Genomic DNA, 17,409 nt, shown 5'->3' with positions numbered 1-17,409 from the left:
AGTGGGTCAGCGCCGCGCTTGCCCCGGCGGGCGCGGCCCCGGTGCCCGGCGCGGAAACGTTCGCTTGCGGCGCCGATCGCTGAGCAACAGCACCGAGTCACCGCTGAGCGCCACCAGCCGTGCCATGCCCAGTTCGATGCCGGCGGCCAATTGCTTGACGTCGAACCCGGCGCCGGGCTCGGCGGTGATGCCGAACACCAGCTCGTCGCCGTAGCTGAGCACCGCGACCCCGGTGCTCAGCTGGACGGCGGTCGGGGGAATGGGCAGCAGGCGCTCCATCGTCTGGCCCATCAGGCGCAGCCGGTGACGGGGCCCGGGCACGCTGGTCGCCAACGTCACGATGGCGCGTTGCGGCAGCCGGGAGAGCAACGCAGTGACGTTGTCCCGCAACACCGTTGGCAATGAATTGAGCGCGGACTCGAGGATGCCGCGGGCCGGCGGCGGGCCGGTTCCCCTTTCCTTCCACCGGATCTGCACGGTCCGCAACCGCTGGACCGGGTCGTCGTGTTCGACCGGCAGGTACGGCGATTGGACCGGCGCCGGCACCAGCGCACGCAGCGAGTCGGGCCGCGGCTCCTCGCCGCGGCCAAGCAGCACCGTCCGGAAGCCCTCGGTGGTGGCTGCGAGCGCGACGTCGTTGACGGTCACCCCGAATTTGCGGCACACGCGGTCCACCTCGGCGATCGGGACCCGCACCGTGGCGTAACGCCGCAGGGTGGCCCGGTCGGGCGTCCGCAGGCCGGGCAGGACCGCGCCGACGACGGCCCCGGTCGTCGCCCAGGACGCCCGCCACAGCGTGTCGGCCCAGCCCGGCCGCCGCACGGGTGGGCGTGAAACCTGTTTCGCACCGGGGGGTTCGGCGAAGGTGGCGTCGTCGGCGTCGTCGCAAAGCCTGCTGAGCAGGTGGGCGGGCGACTTGCCGTTCAGCAGGCGGTGATGGATCTTCATCAGGATCGCCCACCGGTTGCCCTTGAGGCCCTCGATCATCCAGCACTCCCAGGGCGGACGGTCGAGGTCCAGGGGGCGCTCGAGGGCGAGGGCGATGGCCCGGGACAGCTCGGTGTCGTCACCCGGCCGGGGGATCGCCACCCGGTGCACGTGCTGGGCGAGGTCGAATTCGCCGCAGTCGATCCAGTCCTGGTGCGCCGGGTGCGCGGGCAGCACCTGGGTGCAGCGCGGTATCGACCGAATGCGTTCCGCTAGAAGCGCTTCGAGACGCCGGTAATCGGGGGCGGCGCCGTCGACGATGGCGACCGCGCCGATCGCCAGGCCGGCGTGCTGGTCGGCGTCGTGAGCGTTGAAGAACGCCGCGTCCGGTGACCTCACCTGCGCCATGTTCTCCCCGCCGCCAATCTGCCCTCGTACCAGTGTCCGCCGGCCCGCGCGCCCACGGTAGGCCCGCGGCGTTAAGAGCTTGTTTAGGAGTTGACGATCGGTTTAACAACGGTTGTCCTGCGCCGGAGGTAATTCGAACAAACATTCGATAGACTGGCGCGGTGGGCTGGTTTAACGGTCCGCCGAGCTGGGCGGAGATGGAGCGCGTCCTCGACAGCAAGCCGCGCCACGCCGGCGTGCCGGTGGTCCCCGGGGAGGATGCCCCCCTGTCGTCCAAGCGCGGCACGTACCGGCCGCCGGACGACGCCCGGCCGGCCCACACGTCGGTCGCTTATGCCGAGTTGCACGCGCATTCGGCGTTCAGCTTCCTCGACGGGGCCAGCACGCCGGAGGAGATGGTCGAGGAGGCTGCCCGGCTGGGCCTGCGCGCCCTGGCGCTCACCGATCACGACGGCCTGTACGGGGCGGTGCGGTTCGCCGAGGCGGCCGCCGAACTCGACCTGCGCACGGTGTTCGGCGCCGAGCTGTCGCTGGGGCCGGGCGCCCGCACCGAGACGCCCGATCCGCCCGGCCCGCACCTGCTGGTGCTGGCCCGCGGCCCGGAGGGCTACCGGCGGCTGTCGCGGCAGCTGGCCGCGGCGCACCTGGCCGGCGGGGAGAAGGGCAAGCCGCGCTATGACCTCGACGCGCTCACCGAGGCGGCCGGCGGCCACTGGCACATCCTGACCGGGTGCCGCAAAGGCCATGTCCGCCAAGCGTTGTCGCAAGGACCGGAGGCCGCGGAGCGGGCGCTGGCCGATCTGGTGGACCGGTTCGGCGCACACCGGGTCAGCATCGAGTTGACCCACCACGGTCACCCGCTCGACGACGAACGCAACGCGACGCTGGCCGGGCTGGCGCCCCGCTTCGGCGTCGGCGTGGTCGCCACCACCGGGGCGCATTTCGCGGGGCCGTCGCGCCGCCGGCTGGCCATGGCGATGGGTGCCATCCGGGCGCGGCAGTCCCTGGACACCGCGGCCGGATGGCTGGCCCCGCTGGGTGGTTCGCACCTGCGGTCCGGCGAGGAGATGGCCCGGCTGTTCGCGCAGGTGCCTTTTGGGGGCCCCGACGCGGTGACCGCCGCCGCCGAGCTCGGCGAGCAGTGCGCGTTCGGGCTGGCGCTCATCGCGCCGCAGCTGCCACCCTTCGACGTGCCCGCCGGGCACACCGAGGACAGCTGGCTGCGGCAGCTGACCATGGTGGGGGCGCGGGACCGTTACGGGCCGCCCGACAGGGCGTCACGCGCCTACGCCCAGATCGAGCATGAACTGAAAGTCATTGAACGGCTGACGTTTCCGGGCTACTTCCTGGTGGTGCACGACATCGCCCGGTTCTGCCGCGAGAACAACATCCTGTGCCAGGGCAGGGGATCGGCGGCCAATTCCGCGGTCTGCTATGCCCTCGGCGTCACCGCGGTGGATCCGGTGGCCAACGAGCTGCTGTTCGAGCGGTTCCTGTCGCCCGCCCGCGACGGGCCGCCCGACATCGACATGGACATCGAGTCGGACCAGCGCGAGAAGGTCATTCAGTACGTCTACGACAAATACGGCCGCGACTACGCCGCCCAGGTCGCCAACGTCATCACCTACCGGGGCCGGATCGCGGTGCGCGACATGGCCCGCGCCCTGGGCTTCTCGCAGGGGCAGCAGGACGCGTGGAGCAAACAGATCGGCCACTGGAACGGGTTGGCCGATTCGCCCGACGTCGAGGGCATCCCGCCGCAGGTGATCGACCTGGCCAACCAGATCCGGAACCTGCCGCGGCACATGGGCATTCACTCCGGCGGCATGGTGATCTGCGACCGCCCGATCGCCGATGTGTGCCCGGTGGAGTGGGCGCGCATGGAGAATCGCAGCGTCCTGCAGTGGGACAAGGACGACTGCGCGGCAATCGGTTTGGTGAAGTTCGACCTGCTCGGGCTGGGCATGCTCTCGGCGCTGCACTACGCCATCGACCTGGTAGCCGAGCACAAGGGGATCGAGGTTGACCTGGCCCGCCTCGACCTCTCCGAGCCGGCGGTGTACGCGATGCTGGCCCGCGCCGATTCCGTCGGCGTGTTCCAGGTGGAGTCGCGGGCGCAGATGGCCACGTTGCCCCGGCTGCGGCCGCGGATCTTCTACGACCTGGTGGTGGAGGTCGCGCTGATCCGCCCCGGCCCCATCCAGGGCGGATCGGTGCACCCCTACATCCGCCGGCGCAACGGCCTGGACCCGGTGACCTACGACCACCCGTCCATGGAACCGGCGCTACGAAAGACGTTGGGGGTGCCGCTCTTTCAGGAGCAGTTGATGCAGCTGGCGGTGGACTGCGCCGGCTTTTCGGCCGCCGAGGCCGACCAGCTGCGGCGCGCCATGGGGTCTAAGCGCTCCACCGAACGGATGCGGCGGCTGCGCGGGCGGTTCTACGAGGGCATGCGCGCGCTGCACGGCGCCCCCGACGAGGTGATCGACCGGACCTACGAAAAGCTGGAAGCCTTCGCCAATTTCGGCTTCCCGGAGAGCCACGCGCTGTCCTTCGCGTCGCTGGTGTTCTACTCGTCGTGGTTCAAGCTGCACCACCCGGCGGCGTTCTGCGCGGCGCTGCTGCGCGCGCAGCCGATGGGCTTTTATTCGCCCCAGTCGCTGGTGGCCGACGCGCGCCGGCACGGCGTCACGGTGCACGGGCCGGACGTCAACGCCAGCCTGGCGCACGCCACCCTCGAGAACGGCGGGACGGAGGTGCGCCTGGGCCTTGGCGCCGTGCGGCACATCGGCGACGACCTCGCCGAGCGGCTGGTGCAGGAGCGAAAGACCAACGGCGCCTTCGCTTCCCTGCTGGACCTGACCACCAGGCTGCAGCTGTCGGTGCCGCAGACCGAGGCGCTGGCGACGGCCGGTGCGCTGGGCTGCTTTTCCATGTCCCGGCGCGAGGCGTTGGGGGGGGGGGGGGCGGCCGCCACCCAACGCCCGGACCGCCTGCCCGGCGTGGGCTCGTCGTCCCACATCCCGGCGCTGCCCGGGATGAGCGAGCTGGAACTGGCCGCGGCCGACGTGTGGGCCACCGGCGTCTCCCCGGACAGTTACCCGACGCAGTTCCTGCGGGCGGATCTGGACGCGATGGGTGTGGTGCCCGCCGAGAAGCTGGGATCGGTGCCCGACGGCGATCGGGTGCTGATCGCCGGTGCGGTGACCCACCGGCAGCGGCCCGGCACGGCCCAGGGGGTGACGTTTCTCAACCTCGAGGACGAGACCGGAATGGTCAACGTGCTGTGCACGCCGGCGGTGTGGGCGCGGCACCGCAAGCTGGCCAACACCGCCCCGGCGATGCTGGTGCGCGGCCAGGTCCAAAACGCCAGCGGCGCCGTCACCGTCGTCGCCGAGCGGCTGGGGCGCATCACGCTGGCGGTCGGCTCGAAGTCGCGCGACTTCCGCTGAGCCGCCACCCGCCAAGGCCACCGCGCCGAACGTGCACTGGCGGCGAGGTTTTGGCGACATTTTCGCCGTGGCTGCACGTTCGGCGCAGCCGAAGCGTTGTCGAGCCCGTTTGCGCGGAAAGGCATACGGCAAATGCGCCGCGCCGTACGCTACTGGAAACAGATCGCTGGGAATCGGCTGTATTGATCGAGTGTGTCAAGGGAGTCGAAATGAAATTCAAGCCCGTTCACCACGGCGCCGCGATACTGGGTTGTGCTGCGGCGCTTGTGCTTTCGCCCGCGGCCGCCAGCGCCGATCCGCCGGACCCGCACCAGCCGGACATGACGAAGGGCTTCTGCCCGGGCGGTCGATGGGGTTACGGCAATCTGGCCGTGTGCGACGGCGAGAAGTATCCCGACGGCTCGTTTTGGCACCAGTGGATGAAAACCTGGATAGTCGGCCCGCAGTTCTATTACGACTGCGTCGGCGGCGACGAACCCCTGCCGGGGCCGCCTCCGCCGGGCGGCTGCGGCGGGGCGATCCCGCCCGGCGAGCCGCCCCCGCCCGCAAGCTGACCGACTAGGCCTCCGGTGTCGTCCAGACCCGGGTCGGGGTGATCGCCAATCGGGTGCTGAACGCCTCCATCGACATGCCCGTCTGGGACTCCAATTCCTCGGCGAGCGCCCGGTATTTCGCCCAGTAGGGCGCGTCGTCCCGGCAGTTCACGCCGGTCGCGTCGACCGTCGCGGTGCCCCCGATGACGATGATGCCGCCGCCGCTGCCGTCGGAATCCAAATTGAGGCTCACCTCGGGATGCCTTTTGATATGGGCGACTTTGGCGGCTTGCGGCAACGTGTACACGGTCAGCCGGGTGCCGTCGAAGTAAAACCAGACCAGCCGGGGAACCGGTTGACCCGATTTGGCGACGGTGGTCAGCCAGCCGAAGTTGTCCGACTCGAGCCGCTGGGAAACCTCTTGTGTCAGTTCGACGCTCATAGGCCGAATGTAACCTCCAAACATGACCCTCAACTTGTCCGTCGACGAAGTCCTCACCACCACCCGCTCGGTCCGCAAACGCCTCGACTTCGACAAGCCGGTGCCCCGCGAGGTGCTGATGGAATGCCTCGACCTGGCGCTGCAGGCGCCCACCGGATCCAATTCCCAGGGCTGGCAGTGGGTGTTCGTCGAGGACGCTGAAAAGAAGAAGGCGATCGGCGACGTCTACCTGAAGAACGCCCGGGCCTACCTGAGCTCACCCGCTCCCGAGTACGCCGAGGGGGACACCCGCGGGGAGCGGATGGGCAAGGTGCGCGACTCCGCGACCTACCTGGCCGAACACATGCACGAGGCGCCGGTGTTGCTGATTCCCTGCATCTTTGGCCGGGAGGAGAAGCAGCCGCTGGGCGGCGTGTCGTTCTGGGCGTCGCTGTTCCCGGCGGTGTGGAGCTTTTGCCTGGCGCTGCGCTCACGCGGGCTGGGGTCGTGCTGGACGACGCTGCACCTGCTCGGTGACGGTGAAAAGCAGGTCGCCGACGTGGTGGGCATTCCGTACGACGAGTACAGCCAGGGCGGGTTGTTCCCCATCGCCTACACCAAGGGCACCGACTTCCGCCCGGCCAAGCGGCTGCCCGCCGAGCAGCTCACCCACTGGAACACCTGGTAATCAGGTTTGCAGCGGCCAAACCTCGACGACCCCGTGCGCGACCGCACACGGCGTCTGGCTCACCCGCTCGATCGCCGCGTCGATGTCCTCGGCCTCGACCACCGCGAACCCCGCGATCGGCAACGCCGATCGGAGGAAGGGGCCGGGCTCGATCCGCACGCCCGCGCCGTCCGGGTTGCGCACCTGCACGGGGTGTCCGGCTCGGCCGACAAGTGCGCCGGCCGCGCTGAGCTCGTCGTCGCGAGCGTGCGCGGCGCGTCTGCGGTCGTCGCTCAACTGGTGGTATCCGGCAGCTTCGCCGTAACCGATCGTGATGAAGGTGGGCATATCAATGCTGACTGCCGCCGGCCGCGGAACTCATCGCTAGACACCGCCCGGGTAGCCGTGCTGGCGCCAGGCCTCGTAGACGGCGACGGCCGCGGCGTTGGACAGGTTCAGCGAGCGGCGGCCGGCCAGCATCGGGATGCGCACCTGCTCGGTGATGTGCTCGTCGGCCAGCGTCGCGGCGTCCAGCCCGGTGGGCTCGGGCCCGAACATCAACACGTCGCCCGCCCGGTAGAGGACCTCCGCGAACGACGTGGGCGCGTGCGACGTGAACGCGAACACCCGGGCCGGCGTGAGCGCCTCCCACGCGTCCGCGAGCGAGGCGTGGACGGTGACCGACGCCAGGTCGTGGTAGTCCAGCCCGGCCCGCCGCAGCTTGGGCTCGGACAGGTCGAAGCCCATCGGCTCGACCAGGTGCAGTTCGCAGCCCGTCGCCGCCGCGGTCCGGATCGCGTTGCCCGTGTTCGGGGGGATGCGCGGGCAGTAAAACATCAGCTTGAACACAACGCGATAATGGTCGCATGGTCGAGCAGAGCCTCTGGATGCAGAAAGTCGCTGCCGATCCAGGACATTCGCGTTGGTACATCGAGCGGTTCCGGGCGATGGCCCGCGCCGGCGACGACCTGGCCGGCGAGGCCCGCTTCGTGGACGCGATGGCGCCGCGCGGTGCCCGCATCCTTGACGCCGGTTGCGGGCCCGGCCGCCTCGGCGGGTACCTGGCCGCCGCCGGCCACGACGTCGTCGGCGTCGACGTCGACCCGGCGCTGATCGAAGCGGCCGAGCAGGATCACCCCGGCCCGCGCTGGCTGGTCGGCGACCTCGCCGAGCTCGACCTGCCCGCGCGCGGCATCGCCGAACCGTTCGACGTGATCGTGTCCGCCGGCAACGTGATGACGTTCCTCGCCCCGAGCACCCGGGTCCGGGTGCTCGGCCGGCTGCGCGCCCACCTCGGCGGGCAGGGCCGGGCGGCGATCGGCTTCGGCGCCGGCCGCGACTATGGGTTCGCCGAGTTCCTGGGCGATGCGACGGCCGCGGGGTTCGAGCCCGATCTGCTGCTGTCCACCTGGGATCTCCGCCCGTTCACCGATGACTCGGACTTCCTCGTCGCGGTCCTCCGCCCGGCTTAGGGGGTTTGCCAGGATCGTCCGCCCGTGCGCGGCACCACCTGGAGGAGCCTGTCTGCTCAGTACGGACTGTGGTGACCTGGACCGCGGGCTGTCATACTCGTCGGATTGCCACGTTGACGCGCTCGCGCCCCTCTGGCGTGGCACGGGTGGATAAAGCAGGAAGTCTCATGAGCCTCTCGTTTTCTCGAGCGCTGACCATCAGCGCAGCGGCCGGTCGCGCGGCCGCCGCGACGTGACCATGTTCGCCCGCCCGGCCCACGCGGCCGAGGCGGTCCAGTCCGATTCGCCGCAGGTCCACGCCGACCCGGCGCCGGCCAAACGCCCCCCGACCTGGTCGCTGAGCAACTGGCCGGTCCGGTGGAAGGTCCTGGCGATTGTGCTGGTCCCGCTGGTGCTGGCGACGGCGTTCGGGGCGCTGCGGATCCAGGGCGCGATGGCGAACTCGAGCGGGCTGCGGCTGGCCGCCGCCCGCGCGGACCTGGTGCCGGTGGTCACCAAGTACATGTCGGCCCTGGACGTCGCCCTGCTGGCGGGCAGCACCGGGCGCGACGTCGACGGCGCCAAGAAGAACTTTGAGGCCCGCAAGTACGAGCTGGACACCCGGCTGCGCGACACCGACGTGACCCCCGAGGTCCGGTCGGGGGTGAACAACCTGCTCGACGGCGGTCAGATGCTGGTGAACAAGGCGTCCGACAACGGCCTCGGTTTGCGGGAGCGGGTGACCCTCTACGCCCCGATCCTGCTGAATGCCGAGGACGTCATCAACGCGTCGGTGCGCGTCGACGACGAGAAGATCCGCGCCCAGACCCAGGGCCTGAGCCGGGCGGTCGGTGCCCGCGGGCAGATGACCATGCAGAGGATCCTCGTCACCCGCGGCGCCGACCTGCCCGAGCCGCAGCTGCGCACCTCGATGATCACCCTGGCCGGCACCGAGCCGTCGACGCTGTTCGGGATGAGCGAGGTCCTCGGCGCCGGTTCACCCGCGGCCAAGACCCTGCAGGAGCAGCTGGTGACCCGGATGGCGATCATGTCCGATCCGGCCAGCGTGCTCGTCGACAACGCCGACCTGCTGCGCTCGATCCAAACCACCGACGACATCGCCGATCAAGTGATCAAGGACGCCACCGCGTCGGTAACCAAGGCCGTGCACGCCCAGGCCGCCGACAAGCGCAACGCCGCGATCCTCGACACCGTCCTGGTGCTGTCCGCCATCGTGGTCGCGCTGGTGGTCGTGCTGCTGGTGGCGCGCGCGCTGGTGCGGCCCTTGCGGATCCTGCGCGACGGCGCCCTCAAGGTGGCCCACACCGACCTCGAGGAGGAGATCGCCCGGGTCAAGGCCGGCGGCGCCGAGCCGACGCCGGAGCCGCTGCCGGTGTACACCACCGAGGAGATCGGCCAGGTCGCGCACGCGGTCGACGAACTGCACACCCAGGCCCTGCTGCTCGCCGGGGACGAGGCCCGGTTGCGGCTGCTGGTCAACGACATGTTCGAGACCATGTCGCGGCGCAGCCGGTCGCTGGTGGACCAGCAGCTGTCGCTGATCGACCGGCTGGAGCGCAACGAGGAGGACCCCGAGCGCCTGGACAGCCTGTTCCGGCTGGACCACCTGGCCGCGCGGCTGCGCCGCAACAGCGCCAACCTGCTGGTGCTGGCCGGCGCGCAGCTCGCCCGCGACCAGCGCGACCCGGTGCCGCTGTCGACCGTGCTCAACGCCGCGGTGTCGGAGGTCGAGGACTACCGCCGCGTCGAAATCGCCGGGCTGCCCGAGAACGCCACGCTGATCGGCGCGGCCGCCGGCGGCGCGATCCACCTGTTCGCCGAGCTGATCGACAACGCCCTGCGCTACTCGCCGCCCGCGACGCCCGTGCGGGTGTCGGCGGCCCGCGGCGGGGACGGCGGAGTCGTGGTGCGGGTCGCCGACTCCGGCCTGGGCATGAACGACACCGACCGCCGCATCGCCAACATGCGGCTGCAGGCCGGCGGCGAGGTCAGCCCCGACAACGCCCGGCACATGGGCCTGTTCGTGGTCGGCCGGATCGCGGCCCGGCACGGCATCCGGGTGGGGCTGCGCGGCCCGGCGGCCAACGAGGCGGGCTCCGGCACCACCGCCGAGATCTACCTGCCGCCGACGATCCTCGAGGGCACGGCCGCGGCCCAGCCCGCCCGGGTGGCCCGGATCCGGGCGGTGTCCTCGCCGAGCGCGCAACCCGCGGCCCCGGCGCCGGAAGCGGAACGCAAGCCGGAGCCGGCCGCCCAGGAGGCCGCGCCGTCCGTCACGCTGCTGCCGCGCCGCAATCCGGGTTCCAGCGGCATCACCGAGGTGCCCGACGCGCCCGCCGCGCGCCTGCCGCAGCGGCAGCGCCGCGAACTGCCCACCCCGTGGTGGGAGAGCGGCACCCCGGCCGCGCCGGCCGGGGGGGCGGCGCCGCCGGCTTCGGAGCCGAAACCTGAAGCGCCCCAGCCGGCGCGGGCGGCGTCGGACACGTCGGCGTTCTTCGCCGCGCGGTCCCGGGAGGCCGACAAGCCGGCGACTCCGAGCGCGCCCGGCCCGTCGATCCCGCCCGCACCCAAGGCCGCCGCCCAGCCCGCCACCCAGGCGGCCGATGACGACGTGATCTACCGGCGCATGCTGTCGGAGATGCTGGGCGACCCGCACGACCTGGTCAACAGCCCCGACCTGGACTGGCAGTCGGTGTGGGACCGCGGCTGGACGCTGGCCGCCGCGGCCGAGGACAAGCCCGTCGAGTCGCGCACCGCCGAGCACGGCCTGCCGGTCCGCACGCCCGGCGCCCGGCTGGTGCCGGGGGCGGCCAACGGGACGAGCCTGCCCGAGCCGGACCAGCCGGACTCCGCTCGGGAACCGCAGCACGCGGCCGCGGCGCGTGATCCCGAGGCGGTTCGCGCGTCGTTCAGTAGTCACTTCGGCGGGGTGCGCACCGGCCGGTCGCACGCCCGCGACGCGCAAGGGTCCGATCAGGAATGAGCGCACCCGGAAGTTCTCTCGACTGGCTGGTGACGCGGTTCGCCCGCGAGGTCCCCGGCGTGGCGCACGCCTTGTTGGTCTCCGTGGACGGGCTGCCCATCGCCGCCAGCGAACACCTGCCGCGCGAGCGCGCCGACCAGCTGGCCGCGGTGGCGTCCGGCCTGGCCAGCCTCGCGACCGGCGCGGCCCAGCTGTTCGAGGGCGGCCAGGTGCTGCAATCGGTGGTCGAGATGCAGAACGGCTACCTGCTGCTGATGCGCGTCGGGGACGGCTCGCACCTGGCCACGCTGGCCGAGGCGTCGTGCGACATCGGTCAGATCGGTTACGAGATGGCCATCCTGGTCGAGCGCGTCGGCGGCGTGGTGCAGTCCACCCGCCGGTCTGGCGTCTCGTGAGCCGCGATGGACGAATTCGAGCCCCGGCCGAGCCCGCGTAGCGGCAACCTGGTCCGCCCGTACACCCTGACGTCCGGACGGACCGGCACCGACGTCGACCTTCCCGTGGAAGCGCCGATCCAGACGCTGCAGGCCGGCCTGGCCCACAAGTGGCCGCCCGACGACGCGAAAGGCAAGATCATCCAACTGTGCGTCGCCAGCCCTTCGGTCGCGGAGATCTCGGCCCGACTCGATCTGCCGCTCGGCGTCACGCGCGTCCTCGTCGGCGATCTGGTGTTGTCCGGCTACCTTCGGGTGCATAGGACGTTGTCCGAGCGTTCGACAAGGGATGAGCGCCACGAACTGATAGGAAGGACCCTGCGTGGCCTTAAGGCACTCTGAGGCGCAGCCCGACGTGCACTCCGATTCCGCCCACGCATCGACCAAGATCGTCATCGCGGGCGGATTCGGCGCCGGCAAAACGACTTTCGTCGGTGCGGTGTCGGAGATCATGCCGCTGCGCACCGAGGCGATGCTCACCGACGCCTCAACCGCCGTCGACGCGCTGGAGGCCACCCCGGACAAGCGGACCACCACCGTCGCGATGGACTTCGGCCGGATCACCCTCGAAGAGGATCTGGTGCTCTACCTGTTCGGGACGCCGGGGCAGCGCCGGTTCTGGTTCATGTGGGACGACCTGGTCCGCGGCGCCATCGGGGCGATCGTGTTGGTGGACTGCCGGCGCCTGGAGGACAGCTTCGCCGCGGTCGACTTCTTCGAGCACCGCAACCTGCCGTTCTTGGTCGCGGTCAACGAGTTCGACGGCGCACCGCGCTACCCCGTCGCCGAGGTGCGCGAGGCGCTCACCTTGCCCGCGCACATCCCGGTGATCACGGTCGACGCCCGGGACCGCCGGTCGGCGACCGACGCCTTGATCGCGGTGAGCGAATACGCGCTGACCACTCTCGCCAGTTGACCGGGCCCTGGGTAGATCGCGAATTCACCGGCCACGATTTCACCGACTCAGACCTCAGCCGGCTGCGCACCGAACGGGCCGTGTTCGACCAGTGCAACTTCAGCGGCGCGAACCTGGCCGAGTCGCAACACCGCGGTTCGGCGTTTCGCAATTGCACCTTCCAGCGAACGTCGTTGTGGCACAGCACGTTTGCGCAATGCAGCATGCTGGGGTCGGTCTTCGTGCAGTGCCGGCTGCGGCCGATCGTCTTCGACGAGGTGGACTTCACGCTCGCGGTGCTCGGCGGTAACGACCTGCGGGGCGTCGACCTGAGTGGCTGCCGATTGCGCGAGGCCAGCCTGGTGGAGGCGGACCTGCGCAAGGCGGTGTTGCGCGGCGCCGACCTGTCCGGCGCGCGGGCGACGGGCGCCCGGCTGGACGACGCCGACCTGCGCGGCGCGACCGTGGATGCCTCGCTGTGGCGAACCGCGAGGCTGACGGGGGCGCGCGTGGACGTCGGTCAGGCCGTCGCCTTCGCGGCGGCTCAGGGGTTGCGGCTCGACGGCTGAGCGGCTCAGTGCTTGAGCCGGATCCGCCACCGCACCACGGCGGTGTACGCGATCGACAGTCCCACGAGCATGCCCATGTCGAACAGCCAGGCGCCGGCGGTGTGCTTGAAGTGGCTGTCGCGCGGGCTCTGCGGGCCGGGCGCCACCGTCCACAGATCGACGGTCGACGCCTGCGCGGCGTACCCCCACCGCGACGGCACCAGCCAGGACAGCTGGTCGAGGAAGATCCGGTTGGTCACCGGCACCATCCCGCCGGAGAGCACCATCTGCATCATCAGCGACACCACCAGCAGCGGCATGATCTGTTCGCTGGAGCGCGCCAGCGCCGACAGCAGCAGGCCCAGCATCGCCGCCGCCACGCACGTCGCCGCGACGGCGACGAACAGCTCCAGCGTGGCGTTGCCCAGCAGCACGGCCGGCCGCTTCGGCGTGCCCTTGCCCGCCACCACGATTGCCGTCGCGATGGCCGCTTGGACGACGGCGAACGCACAGAACACCGCGACCTTGGCCAGCAGGTAGGCCGTGGTCGACAGCCCGACCGCCTGCTCCCGCCGGAAGATCGGGCGCTCGCCGATGAGGTCGCGAATGGTCAGCGCGGTGCCCATGAACGCCGCGGCCATGGTGAGCAGCGTCAAAATCGTCCCGGCCTCGCCGGCCGATTCGCTGGTCGGATCGGCGTAGCCGAAACCGGTGTGGCCGGGCACGGTCAGCGACAGCGCACCCATCACGAACGGCAGCAGCGTGAGGAACACGAAGTAGGCGCGGTCGGAGACCACCAGCCGAACCTGGCGGCGGGCGATGGTGGAGAACTGGCGACGCATGCTGGTGCCCGGCGCGACATCCAGGTCGGCCGGCGCCTCGTTCTCCACCGCCGGCGGCGGCTTGTTCTGCGCCAGGAAACGGCGGTTGGCCTCGTCGGGGTCGGCGCCCACCTTCGCGAAGATCTGCGCCCAGTTGGTGGTGCCCATGACCGCCCCGATTTGGTCGGGCGGCCCCAGGAACGCCGTCTTGCCGCCGGGCGCCATCAGCAGCACCTGGTCGCAGACGTCGAGGTAGGTCAGGGAGTGGGTGACCACCAGCACCACCCGGCCCGCGTCGGCCAGCTGGCGCAGCATCGTCATCACCTGCAGGTCCAGCGCCGGGTCCAGGCCGGAGGTCGGCTCGTCGAGGATCAGCAGCGACGGCCCGGTGATCAGCTCGAGGGCCACCGAGGCGCGCTTGCGCTGCCCGCCGGAGAGCTTGTCGACGCGGGTGTCGGCGTGCTGGGTCAGCCCCAGCTCGTCGAGCACCTGGGCGACCACCTGTTCGCGGTCGGCCTTGCTGGTGTCGGGCGGCAGCCGCAGCTCGGCCGCGTAGCCCAGCGCCTGGGTTACCGTCAGCTGGCGGTGCACGACGTCGTCCTGGGGGACCATCCCGATCCGGGTGCGCAGCGACGCGTACTCGGTGTGGATGTTGTGCCCCTCGAACGTGACCACCCCGGAGGTCGGGGTCGCGTACCCGGCGATCAACCGCGACAGCGTGCTCTTGCCCGCCCCGGACCCGCCGATCAGGGCGGTCAGCGTGCCCGGGCGGGCCGTCAGGGAGATCCGCTCCAGCAGGTTCTTGCCGTTGATGCTGAAGTCGACGCCGCGCACCTCCAGGCCGCCGGTGCGCGCCGCCGCCTCCTGGCGGCGGACCAGGATGCCGCCGGAGAACACCAGGTCGACGTTGCCGATCGTCACCACGTCGCCCTCGGACAGCACCGCGGACGCGGCCTTGACGCCGTTGACGAAGGTGCCGTTGCTGCTGTGGGCGTCCCGGATCTCGGGTCCCGCCGGCGTCAGGGTCAGGAACGCGTGGTGGCGCGAGGCCAGCACGTCGTGGATGACGATGTCGTTGTCGAGCGCGCGACCGATCCAGGCGGCGCGTCCGGGCCGGTCGGTCGCGCGGTCCGAGTCGGGGCCCAGGTTCTTCACCCGCGTGGTCGGGAACTCCGCCCGTTGGCCGCTCACGCCGATCTCGGTCGGTGGGATCGCAACGGGCGGCCCGCCCGCCTGCGGCACCGCCCGGGTGCCGGCGTCCGGCCGGACGATCGGCACGGCGGTGGTGCGCTGCGGGCCCTCCCACTGGTACGGGCGCGGCGGCTGGGCCGAGGGTTGCCGCGGCGGGGCGATGACCGGGATCGCCTCGGTCGTCGGCGGCAGCATGCCGACGGACCCGGTGTGGTGGCCGACCTCGAAGGTGATCCGCGGGCCGTCGGCCCTGCCGAGGTTGACGGTCTGGCCGTCGGCGATGTCGAACTGCGGCACCCGCTGGCCGCCGATGTACACGCCGTTCTGCGAATTGTTGTCCAGCGCGATCCACTTGCCGCGGTCGAAGCGCAGCAGCAGGTGCGCGCGGGCGATCAGGGGATGCGCCACCCGCAGGTCCGCGTGCAGGTCGCTGCCGACGACCACGTCGCAGCCGGCCGCGAAGCTACCCTTCGACCGGTCGGATCGAACCGTCAGCACGGGCTCGGCGGCTTGCGTCATGTCAACGTTTCAGCCGGATGTGCCAGCGGACGTAGGCGGTATAGCCGATCGACAGCGCCGCGAGCATGAGCATGTCGAACACGAAGATGTGCTTGGAGTGCTGCCAGATCGGGTCGTTGGTCGGGATCTGCTTCACCTTCACCAGCGACGGAAAGTCGATCGACGAGGCGCCCGCGGCGTAGCCCCACCGAGCGGGTGTCAGCCATGCGAGCTGTTCGAGGCCGAAGCGCTGATAGACGGGGATCATCCCGCTGGAGAACACCAGCTGCGACATGATCGACACCACCAGCAGCGGCATGATCTGTTCGTTCGACTGCGCCAGCGCCGACAGCAGCAGCCCCAGCATCGCCGACGCCACGCAGGTGCCCGCGACGGTGACGAACAGCGAGAACGTGGAGTTGCCGAAGAACGGCGGGTGCGCGGTCGGCGCGCCCTTACCCAGCCGCACGATGATGGTCGCGATGGCCGCCTGCAGCGTCGCGAAAACGCAGAACACCGCGATCTTGGCCAGCAGGTAGGCGGTGGTGGACAGGCCGACGGCCTGCTCCCGCCGGAAGATCGGGCGCTCGCCGATCAGGTCGCGGATGGTCAGGGCGGTGCCCATGAAGACGGCGCCGATGTTCAGCAGCACCATGATGTACTGCGGTTGGGTGGGCGCCGGGCCGAGCGGGTCGGCGGGGCCGAGGCCGGGATGCGGGCCCTTCACGGTCAGCGACAACGCCCCGATGAGGAACGGCAGGATCGCCAGGAAGATCGTGTAGCCGCGGTCGGAGACCACGAGGCGCACCTGGCGGCGGGCGATCGTGGACAGCTGCCGCCACAGGTCGGTCTTCGGCGGCTCGCCCAGGTCGGCCGGGCTTTGCGGGGTGGGCGGCCGCGACGACTGCTGGTCGCGCTCCTTGAACCGGCGATTCGCCTCGTCCGGGTCGGCCCCCACCTTGGCGAAGATGTCGGCCCAGTTGCGGGTGCCCATGGCAGCCTCGACCTGGTCGGGGGGCCCGCAGAAGGCGGTCTTGCCGCCCGGCGCGACCAGCAGGATCTGGTCGCAGACGTCGAGGTACGACACCGAGTGGGTCACCACCAGCACCGTGCGACCGGCGTCGGCGAGCTGGCGCAGCATCAGCATGACCTGCCGGTCCAGCGCCGGGTCCAGGCCGGACGTCGGCTCGTCGAGCAGCAGCAGCGACGGCTGGGTGAGCAGCTCGAGGGCCACCGAGGCGCGCTTGCGTTGCCCGCCCGACAGCTTGTCGACCCGGGTCTCGGCGTGCTTGGTCATGTCGAGTTCCTCGAGGACCTGCGCGACGACCTGGGCCCGCTCCGCTTTGCTGGTGTCGGGCGGCAGCCGCAGCTCGGCGGCGTAGTTCAGGGCCTGGTTGACGGTCAGCTGGCGGTGCACGACGTCGTCCTGCGGGACCATCCCGATCCGGCTGCGCATCGTCGCGTACTCGGCGTGGATGTCGTGGCCCTCGAAGGTCACCGAGCCCGAGGTGGGGCTGGTGTAGCCCACGATCACTCGCGACAGCGTGGTCTTGCCGGCGCCCGAGCCGCCGATGATGGCGGTCAGCGTGCCGGGCCGCGCGGTCAGCGAGATGTGGTCGAGCAGTTGCTTGTTCTGCTCGACGGTGTAGCAGACGGAATTCACTTCCAGGCCGCCGGTGCGCGTCGCGGCCTCGGTGCGGCGCAGCAGGGTGTCGCGGGTGAACACCAGGTCGACGTTGCCGATGGTGACCACGTCGCCCTCGGTCAACACCGCGGACCCCACCCGCACGCCGTTGACGAAGGTGCCGTTGACGCTGTGCGCGTCGCGGATCTCGGTGCCCAGCGGCGTCTGCGTCAGGAACGCGTGATGGCGGGAGGCGAGCACGTCCTGGATGACGATGTCGTTGTCGGTGGACCGGCCGATCGTGATCGCGCCGGACGGCTTCGGCATCGCGCCGGATCGCGACGGCATGAGCGCCTGGAACATCTTCGTCGCCAGGTTGGCCACCTCGGGCGGCTTCGCCGCGCTGCGCGACATCTCGGTCTGCGGCGAAGCCACCCCGGCAGGCTGCGGGCGTGGCTGGAAACTGGCGGGCGGGGGAGCGGGTGCGCGCCCGCCACCGGCATACATCGGTTGGGCCGGGGGGGCGGGCGCGCAC

Annotated in this window: 15 protein-coding genes; 9 read left to right on the top strand and 6 right to left on the bottom strand. The window is 71.0% G+C overall.

Going from position 1 to position 17,409, the window contains the following annotated elements; translation table 11 throughout:
• Positions 1-6 precede the first annotated feature (6 nt).
• The gene (locus tag A5730_RS12315) at positions 7-1,335 is read right to left on the bottom strand and encodes a wax ester/triacylglycerol synthase domain-containing protein (protein ID WP_067900350.1); all 1,329 of its coding nucleotides are present in this window, start codon (positions 1,333-1,335) and stop codon (positions 7-9) included.
• A gap of 161 nt (positions 1,336-1,496) precedes the next feature.
• Between A5730_RS12315 and A5730_RS12310 the strand changes: the two genes are divergently transcribed.
• Both A5730_RS12310 and A5730_RS12305 read left to right on the top strand, forming a co-directional pair.
• A complete protein-coding gene (locus A5730_RS12310) occupies positions 1,497-4,787 on the top strand; it encodes an error-prone DNA polymerase (protein ID WP_067900348.1) in 3,291 nt (1,096 codons plus the stop codon).
• Between the two features lie 209 nt (positions 4,788-4,996).
• Complete coding sequence (locus A5730_RS12305; protein WP_067900345.1) at positions 4,997-5,341, top strand: hypothetical protein; 345 nt, start codon at positions 4,997-4,999, stop codon at positions 5,339-5,341.
• A gap of 4 nt (positions 5,342-5,345) precedes the next feature.
• Here the strand turns inward: A5730_RS12305 and A5730_RS12300 are convergent, their stop codons facing one another.
• Positions 5,346-5,762: a TIGR03667 family PPOX class F420-dependent oxidoreductase gene (locus A5730_RS12300; protein ID WP_067900342.1), complete on the bottom strand. Its 417-nt coding sequence runs from the start codon at positions 5,760-5,762 to the stop codon at positions 5,346-5,348.
• Between the two features lie 22 nt (positions 5,763-5,784).
• Here A5730_RS12300 and A5730_RS12295 point away from each other — a divergent pair, with 22 nt between their 5' ends.
• Positions 5,785-6,429, top strand: a complete 645-nt coding sequence (locus A5730_RS12295; RefSeq protein WP_067900339.1) for a nitroreductase family protein — start codon at positions 5,785-5,787, stop codon at positions 6,427-6,429.
• Here A5730_RS12295 and A5730_RS12290 read toward each other — a convergent pair whose 3' ends face one another.
• On the bottom strand, positions 6,430-6,756 hold the full coding sequence (locus A5730_RS12290) for a YciI family protein (protein ID WP_067900336.1): 327 nt from the start codon (positions 6,754-6,756) through the stop codon (positions 6,430-6,432).
• 36 nt (positions 6,757-6,792) lie between these two features.
• Complete coding sequence (locus A5730_RS12285; RefSeq protein WP_067900332.1) at positions 6,793-7,257, bottom strand: tRNA (cytidine(34)-2'-O)-methyltransferase; 465 nt, start codon at positions 7,255-7,257, stop codon at positions 6,793-6,795.
• 17 nt (positions 7,258-7,274) lie between these two features.
• Between A5730_RS12285 and A5730_RS12280 the strand changes: the two genes are divergently transcribed.
• The 6 genes from A5730_RS12280 to A5730_RS12255 all read left to right on the top strand — a co-directional run bounded on the left by A5730_RS12280 (position 7,275) and on the right by A5730_RS12255 (position 12,761).
• Positions 7,275-7,880: a bifunctional 2-polyprenyl-6-hydroxyphenol methylase/3-demethylubiquinol 3-O-methyltransferase UbiG gene (locus tag A5730_RS12280; protein WP_067900330.1), complete on the top strand. Its 606-nt coding sequence runs from the start codon at positions 7,275-7,277 to the stop codon at positions 7,878-7,880.
• A 238-nt stretch (positions 7,881-8,118) separates the two neighbouring features.
• The gene (locus A5730_RS12275; RefSeq protein ID WP_067900371.1) at positions 8,119-10,863 is read left to right on the top strand and encodes an ATP-binding protein; all 2,745 of its coding nucleotides are present in this window, start codon (positions 8,119-8,121) and stop codon (positions 10,861-10,863) included.
• The gene (locus tag A5730_RS12270) at positions 10,860-11,258 is read left to right on the top strand and encodes a serine protease inhibitor (protein ID WP_067900327.1); all 399 of its coding nucleotides are present in this window, start codon (positions 10,860-10,862) and stop codon (positions 11,256-11,258) included. Before A5730_RS12275 ends, A5730_RS12270 begins: the two co-directional genes overlap by 4 nt.
• 6 nt (positions 11,259-11,264) lie before the next feature.
• A complete protein-coding gene (locus A5730_RS12265) occupies positions 11,265-11,639 on the top strand; it encodes a DUF742 domain-containing protein (RefSeq protein ID WP_067900324.1) in 375 nt (124 codons plus the stop codon).
• On the top strand, positions 11,620-12,213 hold the full coding sequence (locus A5730_RS12260; RefSeq protein ID WP_067900321.1) for an ATP/GTP-binding protein: 594 nt from the start codon (positions 11,620-11,622) through the stop codon (positions 12,211-12,213). Before A5730_RS12265 ends, A5730_RS12260 begins: the two co-directional genes overlap by 20 nt.
• A complete protein-coding gene (locus tag A5730_RS12255; protein WP_067900317.1) occupies positions 12,210-12,761 on the top strand; it encodes a pentapeptide repeat-containing protein in 552 nt (183 codons plus the stop codon). The genes A5730_RS12260 and A5730_RS12255 overlap by 4 nt, the downstream gene beginning before the upstream one ends.
• A 5-nt stretch (positions 12,762-12,766) precedes the next feature.
• Here A5730_RS12255 and A5730_RS12250 read toward each other — a convergent pair whose 3' ends face one another.
• Together A5730_RS12250 and A5730_RS12245 are read right to left on the bottom strand one after the other, a co-directional pair.
• Positions 12,767-15,271, bottom strand: a complete 2,505-nt coding sequence (locus tag A5730_RS12250) for an ATP-binding cassette domain-containing protein (RefSeq protein ID WP_067900314.1) — start codon at positions 15,269-15,271, stop codon at positions 12,767-12,769.
• Between the two features lies 1 nt (position 15,272).
• On the bottom strand, positions 15,273-17,409 hold a 2,137-nt coding region (locus A5730_RS12245), incomplete at its 5' end, for an ATP-binding cassette domain-containing protein (RefSeq protein WP_197506238.1).

The organism is Mycobacterium sp. ACS4054, assembly GCF_001667275.1.
Lineage (GTDB): Bacteria > Actinomycetota > Actinomycetes > Mycobacteriales > Mycobacteriaceae > Mycobacterium.
This window is presented reverse-complemented; position numbering and strand designations above follow the sequence as displayed.